Source organism: Staphylococcus saccharolyticus, assembly GCF_900458815.1.
GTDB lineage: Bacteria > Bacillota > Bacilli > Staphylococcales > Staphylococcaceae > Staphylococcus > Staphylococcus saccharolyticus.
On the sequence record NZ_UHDZ01000001.1, the window covers coordinates 538109 to 562352 of the forward strand.

Sequence of the window (24244 nt, forward strand, 5' to 3'; positions counted from 1 at the left end):
ATTAGAATAATAAGAATAAGGAGTTTTGATTAATGAAGAGACTTTTACTTTGTGTCGTATCACTTGTTTTTATATTAGCAGCATGTGGTAATAACAATTCATCTAGTGATAAAGAGAGTAAATCAGATAATAAAGATGGAAATACAATACGAGTAGGTACTGAAGGTACATATGCACCTTTTACTTTTCATAATAAGAAAGATCAACTTACTGGCTACGATATTGATGTAATTAAAGCAGTAGCTAAAGAAGAAAATCTTAAATTAAAATTTAATGAAACATCATGGGATTCAATGTTTGCTGGTTTAGATACAGGACGTTTTGATGTCATTGCCAACCAAGTTGGAATTAATAAAGATAGACAGAAAAAATATAAATTTTCAGATCCATATACATATTCAAGTGCGGTGCTTGTAGTTCGTGAAAATGAAAAGAATATTAAATCATTTAATGATGTAAAAGATAAAAAGTTAGCACAAACATTTACTTCTAATTACGGTCAATTAGCGAAGGATAAAGGTGCTAGTATTGCTAAAGTAGATGGATTTAATCAATCTATGGATTTATTACTTTCAAAGCGCGTGGATGGAACTTTTAATGATAGTTTATCTTATTTAGATTATAAAAAACAAAAGCCTAATGTTAAGATTAAAGTAATTAAAGGTCATGCTGAACAAAGTAAATCAGCTTTTGCATTTTCTAAGAAGGTTGACGATAAAACAGTTGAAAAATTTAATAAAGGTCTCAAAAAGATTAAAGACAATGGTGAATTAGCTAAAATAGGTAAGAAATGGTTTGGTCAAGATGTTTCTAAGTCTGAATGATGAACAGCAACACGCTTTAGATGCTGCTAAACAGGCTTTTGGCCCTATGTTAGAGGGATTGGTGAAATACTCAATCCCTATTACTTTAGTTACATTTATTTTGGGATTAATTATAGCGTTGTTTACTGCTCTAATGCGTATATCAACTAGTAAAAATTTAAAAGGCATTGCGCGCATTTATGTTTCAATTATTCGTGGAACTCCGATGATTGTTCAACTATTTATTATATTTTATGGTATTCCAGAACTTGGTAGATTAATAATAAATGATGCAGATAATCAATGGACATTAGCTCCAGTTGTTGCAGCGATTATTGGATTGTCCTTGAATGTAGGGGCATATGCTTCAGAAATTATTCGTGGTGGAATTCTTTCCATTCCTAAAGGTCAAACTGAAGCGGCATATTCGATTGGTATGAATTATCGACAAACAGTTCAACGCATTATTTTACCACAGGCAATTAGAGTATCTATCCCAGCGTTAGGTAATACATTTTTAGGGCTGATTAAAGATACGTCATTAGTAGGATTTATCCTTGTAGCTGAAATGTTTAGAAAGGCTCAAGAAGTTGCCTCAACAACATATGAGTACTTAACAATATATCTTTTAGTCGCATCAATGTACTGGGTAGTATGTTTTATTATTTCAGTGATTCAAGGATGGTATGAATCACGCATTGAAAGAGGGTATCGCTCATGATTGAATTATCAAATATCCATAAATCTTTTAATGGTACTGAAGTAATTAAAGGTATTGATTTAAAAGTTAACAAAGGTGAAGTTGTCACTTTGATTGGTCGTTCAGGTTCAGGCAAAACTACATTACTAAGAATGATTAATGCACTGGAAATACCTACTGAAGGAACAGTTTATGTTAATCGACAAACATATACCGAGAAGGATAAAAAGTCACAAATTACAGTACGTCAACAATCAGGTATGGTCTTTCAAAGTTACAACTTGTTTCCACATAAATCTGCAATAGAGAATGTGATGGAAGGTCTTATCGCTGTAAAGAAAATGAATAAACAAGAAGCAACACAACAAGCGATGGAGTTACTAGAAAAAGTTGGACTCACTCATGTAAAGAATCAATGGCCCCACGCGTTATCTGGCGGACAACAACAACGTGTAGGGATAGCTCGTGCTTTAGCGATGAACCCTAAAGTCATGTTATTTGATGAACCTACATCAGCACTTGATCCAGAATTAGTTAATGATGTACTTAAAGTGGTTAAAGAGTTAGCAGATGAAGGTATGACAATGGTAATAGTTACACATGAAATGCGTTTTGCAAAAGAGGTTTCCAATCAGATTGCATTTATTCATGAAGGTGTTATTGTTGAGCAAGGTTTACCTAATGAACTATTTACACATCCAAAAACAGAAGAATTAAAACGATTTCTTAACGTAATAAATGACGATTAGATGATGAGAGTGGTACAGCATTCGTATTGAATTCATTGTCCCATTCTGGGTTCCGAGACACAATTAGTATTGTTGTAAAATTTCTGAATGAAATTCCTAATGTTGGGCTCGGACTAATTTTGAAAAAAGCTTGATATAAGTAAATTTTCAATTCAGTCATCGACTACCAACACGTAAAAGATGCCTAAGATATTGATTGATGTCTTAGGCTTTTATTGTGTTAAAGTAAGTGTGATTGAATTCATAATCATTACTTAGAGGTGGGAAATTTGGAACACTCGATGAAATTATTATATGGACCATTTGAAGCTGCCCGTTCGGGTAATAAAAAAATTGAAATTCGTTTAAATGATGTGAAAAGACAGTCGGTTCAAATTGATGATGTGATTATATTTTCTAAAGTAGAAGAACCAGAAGTTAAATTAAAAGTTAAAGTTATTGAGAAAGATACCTATGATACATTTCAACAATTATTAAGTCATTACGATAATGTTGAATTAGGTTTTGATAATCAAGAGACTTTGGCTCAAAAAGTTTCTAGACTATATTCAATTTATGACCAACAAGATGAGTTGAACTATGGTGTAGTCGCATTGAAAATCGAATTAATTTAAATAAGAAAACGTACCGTATGATTTAATCTAGTGTATCATGCGGTACGTTTTTCATTATTTACGGTTTTCAAGTGTTCGCTTTACTTTATAGAATAGTGGTTTGATAGGTTTAATAAAGTCTCCAATATATTCATAGACTTGCGCATTGAAACCTTCTTTGAACTTTTGAACACCTGTGTCTTCTGCAAGTTCACTGAAGTCTCCAGTGATACCATAGAAGTTGTAACGATCAATATTGTGTTTTTTCGCAAATTTAATCATATCCCATTGTAAGCGATACGCTCCCATATAAGCATTATATTTAGGGTTTGAACCACTAGATAAGTAATAGACTTCATGCTCATTATAAATATACAATGCTGCAGCCAGGTTAATTACTTGTCCTTCTTCTGCTATTTTTTCTTTAGTTTGGTTTATTTTACGTTCATTACTATCATATTGCTGTTTGACTTGAGTATGCTTTGTTTTATTCTTTTTAGAATTAGGATTTTCTTCTAATGTTTTTTCCACTTCTTTAAGCTGTTTCTCAAGGTCATCATGTTTATGATGTAATGTGTTCAAATAGTCTTGTAAGTCGATATAAGCAAGTTTTAGCATTGCATGATCTTCATAAGTTTTTTGCATTTCTACAAAATATGGTTTTTCACGGAATTTAAAGCCGTGTTTTTCTTCTGCCATTTGGAATAATTCAAAAAATGTATCTGTCTCTTCAATAGGTAACGTTTTTACTTGAACGCCCATCTCATAAGTTTTTTTAATATTTCGACGTGTTTGATAATCCATTTCTTTCATTAGTTGATCTTCAGATTTATTTTTAAGATTTAAAACTGATAGCCAACGAATTTGACTCATTGTATCATAACCAACTGTATATCCTTGATGCTTATAGCCTAAATCTTCCATCGTTTTAATGAATGGTCTATTATCATGTGATTCTACAATTTCTCCATCAGCATTACGTATATTTTCTAACAGATAAGGATCTACAAGTACGTATAAACAATTACGTTTTTTTAAATATTCAGTGAGGGATTTAAAGAAGAAACGAACTAACACTAAATTACCATAGTCCATGACTGGACCTCTATGTGTATAAAAATATTTGAAGAACTTAAGAGAACGTGCTTCTGTTAACAAACATGCAGCAATGACGTTACCATCATCATCTTTAACTCCCACAAGATGAACGTCACCTTTCGTTTTATTACGATTATCATAATGTATACTCGATTGAGTATAATGAGAAAAATTTTCTGAAGTAAACTGATTAAATTCTTCAGAAGTTAAGTTAACAAAATTCATTATATATCTTCCCCTCTAATATCTATTTCCTAGTCAAAATTTCCACGAGTAATATATTACCAAACTCTAAACATCATTACACATAATAACATATAAAATTGTATCATACTCTTGTCTTAGATAATTTTACTCTAGATAGAATATGTATAAAGGTTAAAGAGTTATCAAAAATAAAATCAAATCGCATCTTAACTATTTAGATGATATGATAAAATTTAGAAAGAAAAGGTAAAATATTTTTGTTAATTAATTATCAAAAAAGTAGTAATTTATAGAGAAAGAAGACTTCTAAGGGAACTTGTAACTATGATAAAATCGGTGAAGCCGATAATAGATTAAGTTTATTAAAATAGATAATGATGGTAGGAGTGAGTAATTTGAAAAAGTTAGCAGTTATCTTGGCTGTATTGGTAATACTACTTGTTGGATGTAGTAGTGGTAAGTATACAGATAAAATAGATAAGGCTGTGAAGATACAAGAAAAAAAACAACAAAAAATTGCTAAAAATGATTCAGGTGATGAAGTAAAGCATTTTGATAAAAAAGATGCTAATATTTATGTTTTTAACAAAGGTAAATATGTAATTTTGGAATACAAACCTCTAAGTGATGATGCTGAAGTCTGTTACTATACATATGAATTTGAGAATAGTAAAGCGCATTACAAAAAGGATTTTAATTCCAAAAGGTATTATCAAGCCCATGAACCGGATTATAAAGAAGAAAATATGAATTAATCATTTTAGTGTGAAGGAGCACCAATGAAAAAAGTAATTGGATTTGTATGTATTATATGTATGATAGCATTGTATAGTTGTTCAAATCAATCAAGTTCTTTAAAAGAGTCGGAAAAAGGTAAACCTGTTGTAATGATATTTGGTGACTTTAAATGTTCGTACTGTAAAAAAGTAGAAGAAAACGTCATGTCACAATTAAAAAAGAAATATATTGATACGAATAATGTTAAATTTCAATACGTGAATTTAGCTTTCTTAGGAAAAGATTCCATTATAGGTTCAAGAGCACAACATGCAGTCAATCACTATGCCCCTAAGTATTCACTCCAATTCCAAAAATCAATGTTTAAACAACAACAAGATGAAGATAAACAGTGGATTACTGAGAAATTAGTTGATCGACAAATCGATAAATTAAATATCAGCAAAGAAGATAAAAAAGCTATTAAAAAAGATTATAAAACAAATGGCTCGACATCATGGAAAGAAGCTAAAAAGGATCAACAAATAGCTAAAGATAATCATATAAAACAGGTACCAACAGCGTTTGTTAAAGGTAAGAAAGTTGAAGATCCATATCATTTTAGTAATTACGTTGAGTTATTGGAAAATGAATAAATGTTAATTAAATGAGAGGAACTATATCAATATTTTTAATAAAATAATATTTTAGTTCCTCTCATATTGCTAGATTTGAGAGTTTTACTAAAAATGAATTTATGAGGTTCGACGATGTCAGTTAAAAAAGATAAAAATAGAATTATTTTTTCAAGAACATTCGATGCATCTATTGATAGCGTGTTTGATGCATACACACATAAATCGCTTTTTGAAAAATGGTTTCATCCACAAGGTACTACAACGAAGGTTTATGAATTTAATGCTGTAGAAGGTGGTAGAGCATTTTTCGCAATTAAAACATCTAATATGACAAGTTATACAGTTTCTGAATATCAAAATGTAAAGCGTCCGCATCATATTGAGTACTTAGATTATTTCGCTACACCACAGGGAGAAAAAGATATGAGTATGTCTAAGATGCGAATCTTTTTAGACTTTAAAGAAAAGCAGGGTCGAACAACTGTAACTTCCACATCAGTATTTTCTACTCAAGATGCTGCACAACAAGCATTAGATATGGGAGTAGAACAAGGTATGAATTCAACACTTGATCAATTAGAATTGTTGCTAAAAAGATAAATTGGAATTCTTTATAAGTGAGATGTGTAGTTGAAAATAGCTTATTAATAATTAATTCTCACAAAATTTTTAAAATACCGAGTCTGGGACATCAATCATTGTCTCAGGCATTTTTTGTATTGATAATCGACTAAACTGAAAATACACTTCAAGTATCAAGCTTTTTTCAACCATAGTGAGGCCCCAACATAGAGAATTTCAAATAACAGACAAAGAAAGTTGGGGTTCGGGGGTGCGTTGGAACAACAAATCCAATACCAATTCTATCCCACTCAGTTTTATTCTTAATTGAGCTAGCATAATGTAATTTTTATTTTAGTAATTAAATTTTCATATAAATAAAATTTAATATACACATATTATATTCTAACCAATATAATAAATGAGAGTACATTTTAAATTGAGATAGGATGAGTTGACATATTGAAGAACAGTAAAAGTATTGAAGATACATATGCTAAAAAGTCCATTATTCATAAAATAGTTGGACAAGTTCAAATAAAAGAATTTATGGCGGATCAAACACCAATGCGTTATACACTTAAAGCTATAATGGCAGGCTTTTTATTGTCTATCGTTACAGTTTTCATGTTAGCAATCAAAACACAGTTTGCTATCACGCATAATGATGGTTTGATTAATTTGATGGGAGTAATTGCATTTAGTTTAGGTCTTGTGCTCGTCGTTTTAACTAATAGCGAATTACTGACAAGTAATTTTATGTATTTCTCTGTAGGTTGGTACTATAAAGCGATAAGTTTAAAGAAAATGACGTGGATATTAATTTTTTGTTTCATTAGGTAATATCATTGGTGGTTTTATTTTATTCTTTTTAATGAAGTATGCTCATGTGATGACACTGGAAATGACAGGTAGTTTAAAAGCACTGGTACATAAAAAACAATTGAATCTACATGGCTAAATATTTTAATTAAAGGGATTTTTTGTAACTTCTTTATCAATATCGGTATTTTTATATCTATGCAATTTAAAGAAGGTCTATCAAAGGCGTTCTATATCGCTTGTGGTGTAGTCGTTTTTGTATTTATGGGATACGAACACGTTGTTTTTAATGCTGGACTATATGCAGGTATGATTTTCTTTAATGATGATGCTTTATCAAGGTTAGGTGTATTAAAAAATGTAATATTTGCTTTTTTCAGTAACTTTATCGGTGGAGGAATTTTTATTGGACTTGTTTATGCATATTTAAATGGTAAACGTAATAGCATTCAGTTTTAAGAGGTTTTAAAGTTATCAAGTATAATGATTAAAATATTGACTAACTTCCTTTAAAAAATTACGCTATTATTCAGGTATATAGATAAATTAAGGGGAGTAAGAGAATGTCAGAGATACAAATAAGAATTGCAAATGAACAAGATACAAAAGAGATACATCAATTAATGTATGATGCATTTACACCACTAAGAAATTTAGGCATTAATTGGCCATCTGTTAACGCGACTTTAGATGTAGTGAGAGACAATTTAAAGCATAATACGACTTTTGTATTGGAAAATGAGAAAGAGATTATTTCGACCATTACAGTGAGATATCCTTGGGAGATCACTAAACAAATCTCTGGTTATCTATTTGTATGGTGGTTTGCAAACCCACCCTTCATATGACGGTAGAGGTTATGGGAGTCAATTATTGAAGTATGTTGAAGAAACTTTTTTAAGAGACACCTTAAAAGCCGCTGCTGTTACTTTAGGTACATCAGCACGTATACATCCGTGGTTCTAAGATTTATGAAAGAAGGGGATATGAAAGTTATGCTGAACATGAGAATGATGATGGTGATTTAGGTGTATTCATGCGTAAAGTTTTAATACCGGAAAAATTTAGTGAAGAAATATTAGGTCACCCATCTTTTTAAAATATTGAATTTGAAAAACCACCTCTAAAAGATGTTTGATACATAACATAGAGGTGGCTTTGTTATCTATTGATACTTTATTCACTTTTACTAAGTTTATAATCAATTAAATATATAGATTCAGGCGTCACTTTAAAATGTTTAACTTTATTGCTCACACCGTCAATCTGATGATTATAAGTAATATAACTGTTTGGAATATCTTGTTTTGATTGATCTAAAATTTCATTAGTTACAGTAGCTCGTTGTTTATCACCAAAAGTAGTGTTTAGCTTTTTAATCAATTGAGTAACGTCTTTATTATTATAATGACCTTTATTTAAAGCACCATCAGATAAATATGCTGTGTTAAAGAAATAACCAGTGTCACCACGAGGGATACTTAAGTAACTATACATTGAGATGTCCCAAGCTTTTGTATCTTTTAAGTAACCATCAATATCATCAACGTTATGTAACTGGATATCTATATTGGCTTTTTTAGCTTCAGATTGAATTACCTGTCCAATTTTAGGCAATTCAGGTCGACCATTGTATGTTGACATTTTCAGTTTTAAAGGATTGGATTGAGTATAGCACTCTTTAGCTAGAAGCTTTTTAGCTTTGTCAATATTTTGAGGTTGAACCTGTTCTTTTTCTAATGATTTTAATCTGTGATTAAAAGGTCCTGCCGCAGGTTTTGCGTAATTTTTAGAAACATTTTGAGCTATTTCTTTACGATTAATAATCATATCTAAAGCTTCTCTGACATTTTTATTCATTTTATTACTTTCGTGATTATATAACAGTAAATGTGTTCTGAAACCAGATGTGCTTTGGATGTCAGCTTTTTTAGATTGTTTAACATCATTAATTCGATCAATAGGGACGTCAGTTGTTAAATCAGATTTACTTGATAAAAGATTATCTACACGCGTGTTTCCGTCTTCATGGTAAGTGACATTAATCTTATTTAATTGAGGGGTTCCTTGCCAATAATCTTTAAATTTAGATAACTCAATTTTTTGAGAGCGTTGATATTTATCAATTTGATAAGGGCCTGTTCCCACTGGTTTATCAGTGACTTTACTATTCGCTTTGATATCATAAATCGCCGCAAATGGATTAGCAAGCTCTGATTTTAATTCTGGATAAGGTTCATTTGTAGTAATTGTTACTTTTTGATTGTTTGCAGATATTGATTTTATAGGTAAAGATCCTTTTAATAAATCACTTTTTTTCATGGCTTCTTCTAGACTTTTTTTAACTGCTTCACCTGTTAATTGATGTCCATTTTGGAATTTTACATTATCTTTTAAAGTGAGTTCTAGAGTATCATCTGATTTTTGATGATAACTTTTTACTAAAAGTGGTTTAACTTTTCCATCTTTTGACATTTTAAATAATGATTCCAATGCGCCAACTCTTACAGGAATATCTGTTTCATATGGTGCGATTGATTTTGTTTTCAAAGGGATTTCTACATTCAAAGTATTTTTATCATTGTTTGAATTACCTCCACAGCTTGCTAAAATAAAAGATATCATTACAATAAGAGTTATAAATTTTTTCATGAAATAAGTCCTTTCTAAAAAATGAATGACATGAAAAGGTATAGGAGTTTAAAATGTCTATGATTAAAACCAATATTATTAACTACTGGAATGCACGCGCAGCTTCCTTTGCTCAGAATAAAAAAGAAGAACTTGAAAGCTAACAAACTCAGTTATGGTTGTCAGAAATCGAACGTCACATCAAACTTAATGATAATGTGAAAGTTCTAGACATCGGCACAGGAGCCGGATTTTTAGCAATGACGTGTGCACAAGAAGGTTGTATTGTTACAGGTATTGATATTTCAAGTGAAATGATTAACTGTACACATACTTTAGCGCAAGATATAAAAATACCCGCAACTTTTAAGGTTATGGATGCAGCACATTTGCACTTTGATGATGCAACTTTTGATTTGGTTATCGCTAGAAATGTGACATGGTTAATGCTTACCCCTCTAAGAGCATATAAAGAATGGTTGAGAGTCCTTAAGCCAAAAGGACACCTCATTAACTTTGATGCTGATTATGGTAAAGATGATTTTATAAATAGTGCTTTGTTATCTCAACAGCATATTCATCGAAACATTGATAAGTCGATGCTCGAGAAATATGAGTAACTTAAAAGGAAAATTTTGATTAATCATCGCGAAAGACCTTTATATGACCAATAATTACTAGACGAAATTGGTGCATCTAAGGTCGAAATCGATTTTACAACGCATCAAAGAGTTAGTCCGTTTAATAGCGCATTTTATAATCCAGTTCCTGTGTTTAGCATACACGTTATTAAGTAATTTGCATTAGTTATAAATAATATTGTTTTTGATTTTAGACATAATTGTAAACTGCCAACGTATTTATTATATAACTTATAATTAAAAATTTAAAATTTTTGTCAGAAATAATGACATCACGTGCTTTATTTTTTAATATTTTACAACTATTAATAATCAATTTTACAAAGGATGGGATGATAATGATAGGAAATATTTTAGTTGCACATGGAATGAGGAAAGGAGATCAAAATAAAGCATTAGAAGAGTTTATAACTACGCTTTTAAAAGATGAACAATATCATTATGAGTTGGCATTTCTTGAAAGTGATACACAAAATCTTGAAATAACAATGGAAAGCATGATTCAGCAAGGCGTAACTAGATTTAGAATTGTTCCTTTACTCATTTTTAGTACGATGCATTATATCAGTGATATTCCCCAAACTTTAAAAGAGATGAATGGTAAATATCCTCATATTGTTAGTGAAATGAGTGAACCACTTGGAACACATCCTTATATGGCAGAGTTAGTTGAGAAAAGAATTGCGGATGTTCAGTTAAAAGAAGGTTCAAAAGTAGCAACAGTTGTTATCGCACATGGTAATGGGAGTGGAAGATTTACAAAAGCACATGATGAACTTAAAGCTTTTGTAAAAAGTATTCATACTGATCATCTTATACACGCAAGAGCGCTATATGGTGTATTGTCATTTAGAAACGATTTAGATGAGATTTCAAACAACTATGATGAGCTTATTATTGTTCCATTATTTTTATTTGATGGACGTTTAGTCAATAAGGTTAAAACATTTATTGATCAAATGACGCTTTTTAGTGACATACATATTACGCCATCAATAAACTTTGACCATATTCTGAAACTTATTATCAGAGAAAAACTAGAAGAACTTTGTGTTTAGAAAAGGAGCAGACATAAGTCAATGTTAATGATATTTATTCAAAAAGTGATTGCCTTGGAAGGATAATATACATATCTTTCTAAGGTTTTTTAATATTTTTGACGGTTAATAGATAGATGTAAATAGGCTTAAAACCTTCTTTTTAAACAGCTACAATATCGGGATTTTATACATTTTACGAATATTAGGGAATTCCCCGATTTTACCTGAAAATGTGAATATAATCACAAAAATATTGATTTTTGGTATAAGATAAAAGTGAAGTAAGAAACACAAAAATCAAACATCTAACCTTTTTATAATTTTGCATTTAGGTTCTTAATTAAAATTTAAAGTGATAGAAGGGGCATATAAGTATGATGAAACAAAAATTAGTAATGATTGGTAATGGAATGGCGGGTTTGAGAACGATAGAGGAAATCCTAGAGCGTTTGGATTCGCAATTTGATATTACAATAATCGGAAAAGAACCCTATCCGAACTATAACAGAATTATGTTATCAAATATTTTACAAAAAAAGATGACTCTTGAAGATATAATCATGAATTCATATAAATGGTATGAAGAACATGATATTATGCTTATTACTGATGATCCTGTTCAAAAAGTAGATAGAGACAATAAAGTTTTAACTACTTCAAAAGGTGTCACTGTTGATTATGACATTTGTATATTTGCTACGGGTTCTAAAGCTTTTGTATTACCTATCAAAGGTTTCGATTTTCCAAGTGTGATTGGTTGGAGAACAATTGATGATACCAATAAAATGATTGAAATTGCGAAAACAAAAAAACATGCAGTCGTTATTGGTGGGGGTCTATTAGGATTAGAATGTGCACGTGGCTTATTAGATCAAGGAATGGAAGTGACTGTACTGCATCTAGCTGATTGGTTAATGGAAATGCAACTTGACCATAAAGCTGGAGAGATGCTTAAAGCAGATTTAGAAAAACAAGGAATGAAAATTGAACTTCAAGCAAACTCTAAAGAAATTATAGGCGATGAAGATGTTGAAGCTATTAAATTGTCGGATGGTCGTGTCATAGAGACTGATTTAGTTGTCATGGCTGTAGGCATAAGACCATATACTGAAGTTGCTAAAGACAGTGGACTTGAAGTTAATAGAGGAATTGTAGTAAATGACTATATGCAAACGTCAGATCCTAACATATATGCTGTAGGAGAGTGTGCTGAGCATAATGGAAAAGTTTATGGTTTAGTAGCACCTCTATATGAACAAGGTAAAGTACTTGCAGATTATTTAACAGGTAAAGAATCAGATGGCTATAAAGGTTCTACAACATTTACATCTTTAAAAGTTTCAGGTTGTGATTTATATAGCGCTGGACAAATTGTTGAAAATGATGAGGTACATGGTGTAGAAATCTTCAACAGTGTCGATAATATTTATAAAAAGGTTTATTTAAGTGGAGGACAAGTTGTTGGAGCTGTACTCTATGGCGATACAGATGATGGTTCAAGATTTTATAACATGATGAAAAAACACGAAACACTTGAAGATTATACACTCGTATCTTTACTTCATAAAGGCAATGAGGATGCAACTACGTCAATTGCGGATATGGATGATGACGAAATAATTTGTGGATGTAACGGCGTTGATAAAGGAACAATTGTAAATGCCATTACGACAAAAGGTTTAACATCAGTTGATGAAGTAACTAAAGCTACTAAAGCTGGTAATTCATGTGGTAAATGTAAAGGACAGATTGGCGAATTGTTACAGTATACACTCGGTGATGATTTTGTAGCGGCTAAACCTTCAGGTATTTGCCCTTGTACAGATTTAACAAGAGATCAAATTGTTACTCAAATTAGAGCTAAAGGATTCAAAACATCTAAAGAAGTCCGCCATGTTTTAGATTTCAAAGATAAAAATGGATGTCCTAAATGTCGACCTGCTATTAACTATTATTTAAATATGGTTTATCCATTCGAGCATCATGATGAAAAAGATTCACGTTTTGCTAACGAAAGATATCTTGCAAATATTCAAAATGATGGAACTTTCTCAGTCATCCCTCAAATGCGTGGTGGAGTTACTGACGCCGATCAATTGATTAGATTAGGCGAAGTAGCTAAAAAATATAATGTGCCACTTGTTAAAGTTACAGGTTCACAACGCGTTGGTCTATATGGATTGAAAAAAGAAGAGCTACCGAAAGTATGGGAAGATTTAGGTATGCGTTCTGCGTCAGCTTATGGTAAAAAGACACGTTCAGTCAAAAGTTGTGTAGGTAAAGAATTTTGTCGTTTTGGAACACAATATACGATTCGACTAGGTATTAGACTTGAAAAGACATTTGAATATATAGATACACCTCACAAATTTAAAATGGGTGTTTCAGGATGTCCAAGAAGCTGTGTTGAATCTGGTGTTAAAGACTTTGGTGTTATTTCAGTTGAAAATGGCTATCAAATTTATATCGGTGGAAACGGCGGCACTGATGTAACAGTTGGTAAGTTATTAACTACTGTGGAAACTGAAGATGAAGTGATTCAGCTATGTGGAGCAATTATGCAATATTATAGGGAAACAGGTATTTATGCTGAAAGAACAGCACCATGGTTAGAGCGTATGGGATTCGATAATGTTAAAGATATCGTATTAAATAAAGATAAACAAAAAGCGTTATATTTAAGAATCATGGAAGCGAAAAAAGCAGTTGAAAAAGAACCATGGGAAGCAATTGTTGAAGATAAAAACGAACAAAAAATCTTTGAAGTTGAGAAGGTGAAATAATGAGAGCCATTGAGAAAATTAAAGTAACTCGTGTTGAAGCGTTGGCACCACAAATTGGTAAAAAAGTCGTTGTAGATGGGAAAGAAATAGGTATATTTTTAACTGAAAATGGAGATATTTACGCGATAGGAAATATGTGTCCACATAAACAAGGACCATTAACTGAGGGAACTGTAAGCGGCGATTTCGTGTATTGTCCTTTGCATGATCAAAAAATTGCATTGAAATCAGGTGAAGTGCAAGAGCCAGATACGGGCTGTGTAGAAACATACGAAGTAGAAGTGATTGACGGGGACGTTTATTTATGTCTGTAGAATTACCTGGCACAGTTTACCTTATAGGTGCAGGACCAGGAAACCCAAACTTATTAACTAAAAAAGCGGAACGGTTAATTAAAAAGGCAGATGTTATTTTATATGATCGTTTAGTTAATCCATTAATTTTGCAATATGCATCTCCTGAAACAAAAGTTATTAATGTAGGTAAAAAGCCATACTTTAAACATATTCAACAAGAAGAAATTAATTTGAAAATAGTTGAAGCTGCAAAACATTATCAATATGTAGTGCGATTAAAAGGTGGCGATCCTGCTATTTTTGGTAGAATTACTGAAGAAGTTCATACACTAGCAAAGCATCAAATTAACTATGAAATTGTTCCAGGAATAACGTCAGCTAGTGCAGCTGTAGCTTCGATGAATATGGGACTAACAATGCGCTCTGTTGCACCAAGTGTGACATTTTCAACTGGTCATTTTAAAGATTCTATTGATCATGATACAGATATACGAAATCTTATTAATGGTGGAACTTTAGCAATTTATATGGGGATTAAACGATTAGGCCATATTCTCAAACAAATAGAAACATATACAGATGAAGACTATCCAATTGCTATTGTCTTTAATGCTTCGTGTTTTAACCAACAAATTATTACCGGAACACTTAGTACGATTGAGCATGAATTAACATTACATCACCTAGATGGTCGACCGGGAATATGTATTTTAGGACATTTAATATCATACTTTGATAATACTTCAATATGTAAACATGAAATATTGTCGCACAAGTACTATGTTATCAAAGGAGATAAACCTCTAGCACTCGCTAAAGCTGAAGAACTATATGAAGATGGCTACCAATGTCTGATAGATTTTGATCACCATTATCATGTTTCACAACAACATTTATACAATGAGCTATTGCAATACAAAGAAATTGAATATGTATATGTTTAAAAAGAGGCACATTGGGTGCCTCTTTTTCTAGGGATTCCCCGTAATCAAATAGGTAAATCCCTAATATAAAAATATTGTGAAAAAATGTACAATTAAATTACATGATACATGTATGAGTGAGGATTAAACCTTTTATGGTGGGAGGATTAATATAAATGAGAAAATTTGGATTAAATTTCTTTAAACCAACAGAAAAGTTTAATGGAAATTGGTCAGTTTTGGAACATAAAAGTCGAGAATGGGAAAAAATGTATAGAGAAAGATGGAGCCATGATAAAGTTGTGCGAACAACGCATGGTGTTAACTGTACCGGTTCATGTTCTTGGAAAGTATTTGTTAAAAATGGTGTTATCACTTGGGAAAACCAACAAATAGACTATCCAAGTTGTGGTCCAGATATGCCTGAATTTGAACCTAGAGGGTGTCCTAGAGGTGCTTCATTTTCATGGTACGAGTATAGTCCTCTAAGAATTAAATATCCCTACATCAGAGGTAAGTTATTAGATTTGTGGACTCAAGCGCTTGATGAAAATAATGGTCATCGTATTGCGGCGTGGGCATCAATAGTCGAAGATGAGGATAAAGCAAAGCAATACAAAGAAGCAAGAGGTAAAGGTGGACATGTAAGAGCTAATTGGAAAGATGTCACAGATATCATTGCTGCGCAAATTTTATACACAATTAAAAAGGATGGCCCAGATCGAATTGCTGGTTTTACCCCAATTCCAGCAATGTCAATGATTAGTTATGCTTCTGGTGCTCGATTTATTAATTTACTCGGTGGGGAAATGTTGAGCTTTTATGACTGGTATGCCGATTTACCGCCAGCATCCCCTCAAATTTGGGGTGAACAAACTGACGTACCTGAATCTAGTGATTGGTACAATGCATCATATATTATTATGTGGGGGTCCAACGTTCCATTGACTCGTACACCCGATGCACATTTTATGACTGAAGTGAGATATAAAGGTGCAAAAGTTGTTTCAGTGGCACCAGATTATGCGGAGAATGTAAAATTTGCTGATAATTGGTTAGCACCAAACCCAGGTACTGATGCTGCAGTTGCACAAGCAATGACACATGTGATTCTACAGGAATTTTATGAAAATAATCCAAATGACAAGTTCATTAATTATGCTAAACAGTATTCTGATATGCCATTTGTCATTATGTTAGATGAAGATGACAATGGTTATAAAGCAGGGCGTTTTTTACGTGCAAGTGATTTAGGAATGTCTAGTGAGAATAGTGCATGGAAACCAGTTATTCAAGACAATATTAGCCAACAATTGCTTGTTCCAAATGGGACAATGGGGCAACGATGGGAAGAAGGAAAAGAGTGGAATTTAAAACTTGAAACAGATGATGGTACTCCAATTGAACCAGCTCTTTCTATGACTGAGAACGATTACGATATTACGACAATTCAATTTCCTTATTTCGATAGTAATGGAGCTGGTATTTTTAAAAGACCTATTGCTACAAGAACAATTCAATTAGCTAATGGTAAAAAGGTGCGTATTGCAACTGTTTATGATTTAATGACGAGTCAATATGGTATTAAACGCTTTGGTCACCAATTAGAAGCAAAATCTTATAATGATGAGGAGTCAAAATACACTCCAGCTTGGCAAGAAAAAATAACAGGAATTAAAAAAGATCTAGTGACGCAAGTTGCTAGAGAATTTGCTCAAAATGCGATTGATACTGGTGGACGTTCAATGATTATTATGGGAGCTGGTATTAACCACTGGTTCAACTCCGATACAATTTATCGTTCTGTACTTAACTTAGTATTGTTATGTGGTTGTCAAGGTGTCAATGGCGGAGGTTGGGCGCACTACGTTGGACAAGAAAAATGTCGTCCTATTGAAGGGTGGAACACGATTGCATTTGCTAAAGATTGGCAAGGACCACCACGTTTGCAAAATGGTACAAGTTGGTTCTATTTTGCAACGGATCAATGGAAATACGAAGAATCAAATGTGGACAAATTAAAATCTCCTTTAGCTGAAAATATAAAACATCAACATCCTGCTGATTACAATGTGACAGCAGCTCGTATGGGTTGGTTGCCATCATATCCGCAGTTTAATAAGAATAGCTTATTATTTGGTGAAGAAGCTAAAGATGAAGGTAATAATTCAAACGAAGCAATATTACAAAAAGCAATACAATCAGTGAAAAATAAAGAAACACAATTTGCAATAGAAGATCCAGACCTTAGAAAGAATCACCCAAAAACGTTGTTTGTGTGGAGATCAAACTTGATTTCAAGTTCAGCTAAAGGTCAAGAATATTTTATGAAGCATTTACTAGGTACGCGTTCAGGATTAATGGCTGAGCCTAATGAAGAAGATAAGCCAGTAGAAATTAAATGGCGCGAAGACACAGTAGGTAAATTAGACTTACTCGTATCACTTGATTTTAGAATGACAGCTACACCTTTATATTCTGATATCGTGCTTCCAGCAGCAACTTGGTATGAAAAATACGATATATCATCAACAGATATGCATCCGTTTATACATCCATTTAACCCTGCTATAGATCCATTATGGGAATCACGCTCAGATTGGGATATATATAAGAAACTAAGTAAAGCCGTTTCAGAAATGGCAAAAGATTATTTGCCAGGTAAATTTAAAGACGTTGTTACAACACCATTAGGTCATGATTCTAAACAAGAAATTTCAGCAGAGTACGGCATAGTTAAAGATTGGTCTAAAGGAGAAATTGAGGGGATTCCTGGTAAGACAATGCCTAACTTCTCAATTGTTGAACGTGATTATACTCAAACCTATGACAAATTCGTGACTGTTGGTCCAATGCTTGAAAAAGCTAAAGTAGGTGCACATGGTGTGAGCTTTAGTGTTAAAGAAGAGTATGAAGAATTAAAAAGTATGATAGGTACGTGGAATGATGTTAATGCATCTTCTATTAAAAATGATAGACCACGTATTGATACAGCTAGAAAAGTTGCCGATGTGATTTTAAATATATCTTCAGCAACGAATGGTAAATTATCACAAAAATCTTATGAAGATTTAGAAAAACAAACTGGAATGCAATTAAAAGATATATCTATAGAGCGTGCATCTGAAAAAATTTCATTCTTAAATATTACATCACAACCTAGAGAAGTCATACCGACAGCAGTCTTCCCTGGTTCAAATAAAAATGGTCGCAGATATTCACCATTTACAACTAACATTGAACGATTAGTTCCTTTTAGAACTTTAACTGGCAGACAAAGTTATTATATTGATCATGAAGTGTTCCAACAATTTGGAGAAAGTTTACCTGTATATAAGCCAACATTACCGCCTATGGTATTTGGTGCACGTGATAAAAAAGTTAAAGGTGGACAAGATGCATTAGTACTACGTTATTTAACACCACATGGAAAATGGGATATTCATTCAACTTACCAAGATAACGAACGCATGCTTACGTTATTTAGAGGAGGTCCAGTAGTGTGGATGTCCAATGAAGACGCAAAAGAACATGACATTAATGATAATGATTGGTTGGAAGTATATAACCGTAACGGTGTAGTCACAGCAAGAGCTGTAACTTCACATCGTATGCCAAAAGGAACAATGTTTATGTATCATGCTCAAGATAAACATATCGAAACTCCGGGTTCAGAAATAACTGATACACGTGGTGGTTCACATAATGCACCAACTAGAATTCACTTGAAACCAACTCAACTTATAGGGGGATATGCGCAAATAAGCTACCACTTTAACTATTATGGGCCAATCGGAAATCAAAGAGATGAATATGTAGCTGTTAGAAAAATGAAGGAGGTCAATTGGCTTGAAGATTAAAGCGCAAATTGGAATGGTGTTGAATCTAGACAAATGTATTGGTTGCCATACTTGTAGTGTGACTTGTAAAAATACTTGGACAAACAGACCTGGTGCAGAATATATGTGGTTTAACAACGTAGAGACCAAGCCAGGTGTTGGATATCCACAAAGATGGGAAGATCAAAGTCATTATAAAGGCGGATGGGTGCTTAATAAAAAAGGAAAATTAGAATTAAAATCAGGGAATAGATGGTCAAAAGTGGCATTAGGTAAAATTTTCTATAATCCAGATATGCCACTAATCAAAGATTATTATGAACCGTGGACGTACAATTATGAACATCTTACTACTGCCAAAGCAGGTAAGCACTCTCCTGTAGCAACAGCACATTCTTTAATTTCAGGGGATAAGCATAATCTTGAGTGGGGACCCAACTGGGAAGATGATCTTGCAGGAGGTCATATTACAGGACCGAAAGATCCTAATATTCAACAAATTGAAGAAGATATTAAGTTTCAATTTGACGAAACATTTATGATGTATTTACCACGTCTTTGTGAGCACTGTTTAAATCCAAGTTGCGTAGCATCTTGTCCTTCTGGTGCAATGTACAAACGTGATGAGGATGGTATAGTGCTTGTAGATCAGGAAGCATGTCGTGGTTGGAGATATTGTATGACGGGCTGTCCGTATAAAAAAGTCTACTTCAACTGGAAAACGAATAAAGCTGAAAAATGTACATTCTGTTTCCCTAGAATTGAAGCGGGAATGCCAACAGTTTGTTCAGAAACTTGTACAGGAAGAATGAGATATTTAGGCGTATTATTATATGATGCGGATCGTGTCCAAGAAGCAGTATCCTCGACAGATGAAAAAGATTTATACGAAAAACAATTAGATTTATTTTTAGATCCTTTTGATGAAGATGTCATTGCACAAGCAGAAAAAGATGGCATCAACCATGAGTGGATTACAGCAGCTCAAAACTCACCAGTATACAAACTAACAATTGAATATAAAATGGCATTTCCGCTACATCCTGAATTTAGAACAATGCCAATGGTTTGGTATTGCCCTCCATTAAGCCCAATTATGAGTTACTTTGAAGGTGAAAATGCTGGACAAAATCCAGATATGATTTTCCCAGCAATTGAAGAAATGCGTTTACCAATTCAATATTTGGCTCATTTATTAACTGCTGGCGACGTGCAACCCGTCAAAAAAGGCTTACAAAAAATGGCTATGATGAGAAGTTATATGCGTTCTCAAATTACTGGACAACCTTTTGACACAACAAAATTAGAACGACTAGGGTTAACTGAAAGACAAATGACAGAGATGTATCGCTTACTTGGAATAGCTAAATATGAGGATCGCTTTGTAGTTCCTTCTACTCATAAAGAAACCTATTTAGATACTTATAGAGCTCAAGGCAGTCAGGGTTATGGTGGCGAGTATTTTGGTGCAAACTGTGAAGGTTGTGGTGTTACAGTTACCTCAAATAAAACTGGTCAAGAAATGTATAACGAAAATTTCTATGGAGGGATTTTCCGTGATTAACCTTGAAAAATTAAGTCAGTACCAAGAAAGCTTAGGTTACCTTGGTCAGCAAATGAATTTTCCTGAAAAGATGACATTTCATCCTAAATTATTTGAAGATACAATCACAACTGCACATCCAGGTTACGAAGACCTTGTTGTGTATAGAGAAATAATGATGAACTATACTTTATCTGAAATAAAAGCTATTTATACAGATACATTTGATTTTAGTAAAAAGAATCCGCTCTATATGACATTTAATAAATTTGATACTCAAAAAGAACGAGGACAAATGTTAGCTAAACTGAAAGTTTTATATGAAATGTTCGGTTTGAAAATGGTTGATAATGAATTGTCTGATTATCTTCCGTTAATGTTACAGTTTCTACAGGTTGCAGATTTCAGTAATGACGACAGAGCGCGAGAAAATCTTCAATTAGTCATTATGATTATTGAAGATGGAACATATGAAATGGCTAATGCGATTGCTAAGAACAATAATCCTTATGCTTTTGTAGTAAGCGCATTAAGAAAAACTTTAAAAGCTTGTATCATGTCATCGAAAGAGGTGGGAAATCATGCTTAATCAATTCATATGGATTATCTATCCGTATTTATGTTTAGCGATTTTTGTCATAGGACATATTGCTCGTTACAAATATGACCAATTTTCTTGGACAGCCAAATCTAGCGAAATGATTGAAAAAAGACGACTTAAATGGGGAAGTTTGTTATTTCACTTAGGTGTGATACCTGTATTTTTCGGACATGTCGTTGGCTTATTAATACCTGCAAACTGGTTAGAGGCAGTGGGTGTGGATAATCATATCTATCATATTGGAGCAGTTTATATAGGTAGCATTTTTGGTATAATAACTTTAATAGGTATGCTTTTATTGACGTTGAGAAGACTTACAATTAAAAACGTGAGACGTCTAAGTTCATTCTCAGATATTTTTGTAAACATCGTTTTACTTATTATTTTGCTTATGGGTTGCTATTCAACGCTTGTCACAAATGCGGTTCAACCGGACTTTGATTATCGTCAAACGATTGCGATTTGGTTTAGACATTTATTTATGTTTTCACTTAACTCCAATTTAATGGTGAATGTACCATGGTCGTTTAAACTTCATATATTATTAGGTTTTACAGTATTTGCATGCTGGCCATTTACCAGATTAGTACATGTGTGGAGCGTACCATTGTCATATATGAATAGAAGATATATTGTATATCGAAAAAATAAAATATGATAAATTAGAGGGTGAAAGTGTGGAATCAGAATCATTAAAACGTAATCATGATTTGCAAATCAATTTAGATAAATTAAGAATAAAAGAAGGATATGACTTCGGCGGTATAGCATTACATGATCACCATCACACATCATCACCAATTAAATGGCAGTATGTTTCAGGTAATACAAATGATAGATATAAACTTATCATTTTAAGAAAAGGAAGAGGATTTGCTGGTATGGTGATGAAGACAGGTAAACGTATGGTTATAGCCGATGTAGAGACTGCATTATCACCAGCACAAAAGGTGAAATTCCCGATTATTTTAAGTGAATCTCTCACTGCTGTAGTTGCAGTACCTCTATGGTTAAATCAATCAATGTACGGTGTGTTATTACTAGGACAAAGAAATCACAAATCTTTGCCTCAGTCATTAGATCAACTGGACATTGAAGAACAATTAGGTATTTTTACTGAATTAAATTAGGTGATAAATATGTTGAAGCAAACTGATGTTAATTTAGAGCAACTACTTAAAGATTATTATGAAAGTACGAATGAAAAGATAGTATTTGTTAATCAACATGGCAAGATTATTGCAATGAATGACGCTGCGAAAGAAATACTTTCTGAAGAAGATAATTACAATGTAATGACAAATGCAATTTGCAACCGGTGTGAAGGTTATTCTAACGAGTATGATGTGCAATCATGTAAAGATTGCTTTTTAGACACTTATCAAATTCAGAAATCTAACTTTCAAGTATTTATGAAAACTAAAGAAAATGAAGTGAAACCTTTTACAGCTACTTATCAAATTATTGATAACGAAAAGGGTATTAGTGCGTTTACGTTACAAAATGTCGCTCCCCAAATTGAAAGACAAGAGAAGATGTATCAACAAAAAATGTTGCATCGTTCAATTCAAGCTCAAGAAAATGAACGTAAAAGAATATCTAGAGAATTGCATGATAGTGTCATTCAAGAGATGTTAAATATTGATGTAGAGTTAAGATTATTAAAGTATAAGTTTAAAGATAGTGATGTGGCTGAAAGTTCACAACATATTGAAGGATTATTATCTCAACTTATTGACGATATTAGAAATATGTCAGTAGAATTACGTCCGTCATCACTTGATGATTTAGGCATTGAGGCAGCTTTTAAATCGTACTTTAAACAATTTGAAGAAAATTATGGCATGCATATTAAATATCATTCAAATATCAAAGGTCAACGTTTCGATAGTGAAATTGAAACTGTAGTTTATCGAGTTGTTCAAGAGGCGTTATTTAATACTTTAAAATACGCAAATGTCAATGAGATTGAAGTGAGTACACATAGTGATCAGCATCAATTAGTTGCAGAGGTAGTTGATCGTGGAAATGGCTTTAATATGAATAGCCATCCTAGAGGTTCTGGATTAGGTCTTTACGGCATGAGAGAACGTGCAGAATTAGTAAACGGAAATATTAATATAGAGACACAAATCGATCGTGGTACTATAATTACGTTGGACATACCAATTTAAATTGATTATGTACGCTGGGGGAATTTAAGTGAAGATAGTCATAGCTGACGACCATGCTGTTGTAAGAACAGGCTTCTCAATGATACTTAATTATCAAGAAGATATGGATGTTGTTGCTACAGCTGCTGATGGTGTTGAAGCTTATCAGAAGGTATTAGAATATAAGCCAGATGTTTTAATCTTAGATTTAAGCATGCCACCAGGTGAATCGGGTTTAATTGCAACAAGTAAAATTTCTGAAAGTTTTCCAGAAACTAAAATTTTAATACTAACAATGTATGATGATGAGGAATATTTATTCCATGTACTTAAAAGCGGAGCAAAGGGATATATCTTAAAAAATTCACCAGATGAACAATTAATACTTGCTGTACGTACTGTCTATAAAGATGAAACATATGTTGATATGAAACTAACCACATCTTTAGTGAATGAATTTGTAAACCAATCTAGTTCTGATAAATTATCTCAATCATCAGATCCTTTTAAAGTATTATCAAAAAGAGAGTTAGAAATCTTACCTTTAATTGCTAAGGGTTATGGTAACAAAGAAATTGCTGAGAAGTTATTTGTTTCTGTTAAAACAGTAGAAGCACATAAAACACATATTATGAATAAATTAAATTTAAAAAGCAAGCCAGAATTGGTTGAATATGCTTTAAAGAAAAAACTATTAGATTTTTAATAGAGATAGTGTACAATCGTCTTTCAAACTGTCTATGAAGTTAATCACTTTGTGGACAGTTTTTTTATTAATCAATCATTATCTAGGGAAAAATACTAAACTAATAAGGGTAAGTCCTTATGTTCAAAAATTCACAAACAGATTAAAATTAACTTGTAAATTGGTACTTTGCTGGAATTTTATCTATAGTTATAAGCTTT

21 protein-coding genes and 2 pseudogenes are annotated in these 24244 nt (G+C 32.5%); 21 read left to right on the forward strand and 2 right to left on the reverse strand.

Annotated features, from left to right (window positions below; genetic code table 11):
* Nucleotides 1–32 precede the first annotated feature (32 nt).
* The 4 genes from DYE57_RS02380 (at nucleotide 33) to DYE57_RS02395 (ending at nucleotide 2866) form a co-directional block, all read left to right on the forward strand.
* On the forward strand, nucleotides 33–824 hold the full coding sequence (locus tag DYE57_RS02380; RefSeq protein WP_115312723.1) for a transporter substrate-binding domain-containing protein: 792 nt from the start codon (nucleotides 33–35) through the stop codon (nucleotides 822–824).
* Nucleotides 805–1524 (forward strand): amino acid ABC transporter permease, encoded by a 720-nt coding sequence (locus DYE57_RS02385; protein WP_115312724.1) that lies wholly within the window; start codon nucleotides 805–807, stop codon nucleotides 1522–1524. The genes DYE57_RS02380 and DYE57_RS02385 overlap by 20 nt, the downstream gene beginning before the upstream one ends.
* Nucleotides 1521–2252, forward strand: coding sequence for an amino acid ABC transporter ATP-binding protein (locus DYE57_RS02390; protein WP_115312725.1), 732 nt, complete (start codon nucleotides 1521–1523; stop codon nucleotides 2250–2252). Before DYE57_RS02385 ends, DYE57_RS02390 begins: the two co-directional genes overlap by 4 nt.
* A gap of 260 nt (nucleotides 2253–2512) precedes the next feature.
* Complete coding sequence (locus DYE57_RS02395) at nucleotides 2513–2866, forward strand: ASCH domain-containing protein (RefSeq protein WP_238994485.1); 354 nt, start codon at nucleotides 2513–2515, stop codon at nucleotides 2864–2866.
* A 54-nt stretch (nucleotides 2867–2920) separates the two neighbouring features.
* Here DYE57_RS02395 and DYE57_RS02400 read toward each other — a convergent pair whose 3' ends face one another.
* Nucleotides 2921–4168 carry an aminoacyltransferase gene (locus DYE57_RS02400; RefSeq protein ID WP_115312727.1) on the reverse strand — a complete coding sequence of 416 codons (1248 nt, stop codon included), beginning with the start codon at nucleotides 4166–4168 and terminating at the stop codon, nucleotides 2921–2923.
* A gap of 359 nt (nucleotides 4169–4527) precedes the next feature.
* On the opposite strand from DYE57_RS02400, the gene DYE57_RS02405 reads away from it, so the two are divergent.
* From DYE57_RS02405 to DYE57_RS02425, 5 genes and pseudogenes are all read left to right on the forward strand, one after another.
* Nucleotides 4528–4905 carry a DUF4467 domain-containing protein gene (locus tag DYE57_RS02405; protein ID WP_185802536.1) on the forward strand — a complete coding sequence of 126 codons (378 nt, stop codon included), beginning with the start codon at nucleotides 4528–4530 and terminating at the stop codon, nucleotides 4903–4905.
* Nucleotides 4906–4929: 24 nt separating this feature from the next.
* On the forward strand, nucleotides 4930–5523 hold the full coding sequence (locus DYE57_RS02410) for a DsbA family protein (protein WP_115312728.1): 594 nt from the start codon (nucleotides 4930–4932) through the stop codon (nucleotides 5521–5523).
* 114 nt (nucleotides 5524–5637) lie between these two features.
* On the forward strand, nucleotides 5638–6105 hold the full coding sequence (locus DYE57_RS02415) for an SRPBCC family protein (protein ID WP_115312729.1): 468 nt from the start codon (nucleotides 5638–5640) through the stop codon (nucleotides 6103–6105).
* A gap of 510 nt (nucleotides 6106–6615) precedes the next feature.
* Nucleotides 6616–7347: pseudogene (locus DYE57_RS02420) on the forward strand (formate/nitrite transporter family protein).
* A 104-nt stretch (nucleotides 7348–7451) separates the two neighbouring features.
* Nucleotides 7452–7987: pseudogene (locus DYE57_RS02425) on the forward strand (GNAT family N-acetyltransferase).
* 77 nt (nucleotides 7988–8064) lie between these two features.
* On the opposite strand, the gene nikA reads toward DYE57_RS02425, so the two are convergent.
* Nucleotides 8065–9540: a nickel ABC transporter substrate-binding protein gene (gene nikA, locus DYE57_RS02430; RefSeq protein ID WP_115312730.1), complete on the reverse strand. Its 1476-nt coding sequence runs from the start codon at nucleotides 9538–9540 to the stop codon at nucleotides 8065–8067.
* A gap of 158 nt (nucleotides 9541–9698) precedes the next feature.
* On the opposite strand from nikA, the gene DYE57_RS12215 reads away from it, so the two are divergent.
* From DYE57_RS12215 to nreC, 12 genes are all read left to right on the forward strand, one after another.
* The gene (locus DYE57_RS12215) at nucleotides 9699–10139 is read left to right on the forward strand and encodes a class I SAM-dependent methyltransferase (protein ID WP_232619686.1); all 441 of its coding nucleotides are present in this window, start codon (nucleotides 9699–9701) and stop codon (nucleotides 10137–10139) included.
* A 359-nt stretch (nucleotides 10140–10498) separates the two neighbouring features.
* Nucleotides 10499–11218, forward strand: a complete 720-nt coding sequence (locus DYE57_RS02440; protein WP_115312731.1) for a sirohydrochlorin chelatase — start codon at nucleotides 10499–10501, stop codon at nucleotides 11216–11218.
* A gap of 356 nt (nucleotides 11219–11574) precedes the next feature.
* The gene (nirB, locus tag DYE57_RS02445; RefSeq protein ID WP_115312732.1) at nucleotides 11575–13983 is read left to right on the forward strand and encodes a nitrite reductase large subunit NirB; all 2409 of its coding nucleotides are present in this window, start codon (nucleotides 11575–11577) and stop codon (nucleotides 13981–13983) included.
* Nucleotides 13983–14297: a nitrite reductase small subunit NirD gene (gene nirD / locus DYE57_RS02450; RefSeq protein WP_115312733.1), complete on the forward strand. Its 315-nt coding sequence runs from the start codon at nucleotides 13983–13985 to the stop codon at nucleotides 14295–14297. The genes nirB and nirD overlap by 1 nt, the downstream gene beginning before the upstream one ends.
* Nucleotides 14288–15223: a uroporphyrinogen-III C-methyltransferase gene (gene cobA / locus DYE57_RS02455; RefSeq protein ID WP_115312734.1), complete on the forward strand. Its 936-nt coding sequence runs from the start codon at nucleotides 14288–14290 to the stop codon at nucleotides 15221–15223. The genes nirD and cobA overlap by 10 nt, the downstream gene beginning before the upstream one ends.
* Nucleotides 15224–15378: 155 nt before the next feature.
* Complete coding sequence (locus tag DYE57_RS02460) at nucleotides 15379–19062, forward strand: nitrate reductase subunit alpha (RefSeq protein ID WP_115312735.1); 3684 nt, start codon at nucleotides 15379–15381, stop codon at nucleotides 19060–19062.
* Entirely contained in the window at nucleotides 19052–20605 is a 1554-nt protein-coding gene (narH, locus tag DYE57_RS02465) for a nitrate reductase subunit beta (RefSeq protein ID WP_115312736.1), read from the forward strand. The genes DYE57_RS02460 and narH overlap by 11 nt, the downstream gene beginning before the upstream one ends.
* Complete coding sequence (gene narJ / locus DYE57_RS02470; protein ID WP_115312737.1) at nucleotides 20583–21173, forward strand: nitrate reductase molybdenum cofactor assembly chaperone; 591 nt, start codon at nucleotides 20583–20585, stop codon at nucleotides 21171–21173. Before narH ends, narJ begins: the two co-directional genes overlap by 23 nt.
* Entirely contained in the window at nucleotides 21166–21843 is a 678-nt protein-coding gene (narI, locus tag DYE57_RS02475) for a respiratory nitrate reductase subunit gamma (RefSeq protein ID WP_115312738.1), read from the forward strand. The genes narJ and narI overlap by 8 nt, the downstream gene beginning before the upstream one ends.
* Nucleotides 21844–21862: 19 nt before the next feature.
* Nucleotides 21863–22315, forward strand: a complete 453-nt coding sequence (gene nreA / locus DYE57_RS02480; protein WP_115314113.1) for a nitrate respiration regulation accessory nitrate sensor NreA — start codon at nucleotides 21863–21865, stop codon at nucleotides 22313–22315.
* A 9-nt stretch (nucleotides 22316–22324) separates the two neighbouring features.
* The gene (locus DYE57_RS02485; RefSeq protein WP_115312739.1) at nucleotides 22325–23359 is read left to right on the forward strand and encodes a sensor histidine kinase; all 1035 of its coding nucleotides are present in this window, start codon (nucleotides 22325–22327) and stop codon (nucleotides 23357–23359) included.
* A 28-nt stretch (nucleotides 23360–23387) separates the two neighbouring features.
* The gene (gene nreC / locus DYE57_RS02490) at nucleotides 23388–24044 is read left to right on the forward strand and encodes a nitrate respiration regulation response regulator NreC (RefSeq protein WP_115312740.1); all 657 of its coding nucleotides are present in this window, start codon (nucleotides 23388–23390) and stop codon (nucleotides 24042–24044) included.
* The last annotated feature ends 200 nt before the right edge of the window (nucleotides 24045–24244 follow it).

Bases quoted from the DNA above. Each gene is read 5' to 3' on its own strand.
- DYE57_RS02380 (WP_115312723.1), top strand. From the start codon at position 33: ATGAAGAGACTTTTACTTTGTGTCGTATCACTTGTTTTTATATTAGCA.
- DYE57_RS02385 (WP_115312724.1), top strand. From the start codon at position 805: ATGTTTCTAAGTCTGAATGATGAACAGCAACACGCTTTAGATGCTGCT.
- DYE57_RS02390 (WP_115312725.1), top strand. From the start codon at position 1,521: ATGATTGAATTATCAAATATCCATAAATCTTTTAATGGTACTGAAGTA.
- DYE57_RS02400 (WP_115312727.1), bottom strand. From the start codon at position 4,168: ATGAATTTTGTTAACTTAACTTCTGAAGAATTTAATCAGTTTACTTCA.
- DYE57_RS02405 (WP_185802536.1), top strand. From the start codon at position 4,528: ATGGTAGGAGTGAGTAATTTGAAAAAGTTAGCAGTTATCTTGGCTGTA.
- DYE57_RS02410 (WP_115312728.1), top strand. From the start codon at position 4,930: ATGAAAAAAGTAATTGGATTTGTATGTATTATATGTATGATAGCATTG.
- DYE57_RS02415 (WP_115312729.1), top strand. From the start codon at position 5,638: ATGTCAGTTAAAAAAGATAAAAATAGAATTATTTTTTCAAGAACATTC.
- nikA (WP_115312730.1), bottom strand. From the start codon at position 9,540: ATGAAAAAATTTATAACTCTTATTGTAATGATATCTTTTATTTTAGCA.
- DYE57_RS02440 (WP_115312731.1), top strand. From the start codon at position 10,499: ATGATAGGAAATATTTTAGTTGCACATGGAATGAGGAAAGGAGATCAA.
- nirB (WP_115312732.1), top strand. From the start codon at position 11,575: ATGATGAAACAAAAATTAGTAATGATTGGTAATGGAATGGCGGGTTTG.
- nirD (WP_115312733.1), top strand. From the start codon at position 13,983: ATGAGAGCCATTGAGAAAATTAAAGTAACTCGTGTTGAAGCGTTGGCA.
- cobA (WP_115312734.1), top strand. From the start codon at position 14,288: ATGTCTGTAGAATTACCTGGCACAGTTTACCTTATAGGTGCAGGACCA.
- DYE57_RS02460 (WP_115312735.1), top strand. From the start codon at position 15,379: ATGAGAAAATTTGGATTAAATTTCTTTAAACCAACAGAAAAGTTTAAT.
- narJ (WP_115312737.1), top strand. From the start codon at position 20,583: ATGGAGGGATTTTCCGTGATTAACCTTGAAAAATTAAGTCAGTACCAA.
- narI (WP_115312738.1), top strand. From the start codon at position 21,166: ATGCTTAATCAATTCATATGGATTATCTATCCGTATTTATGTTTAGCG.
- DYE57_RS02485 (WP_115312739.1), top strand. From the start codon at position 22,325: ATGTTGAAGCAAACTGATGTTAATTTAGAGCAACTACTTAAAGATTAT.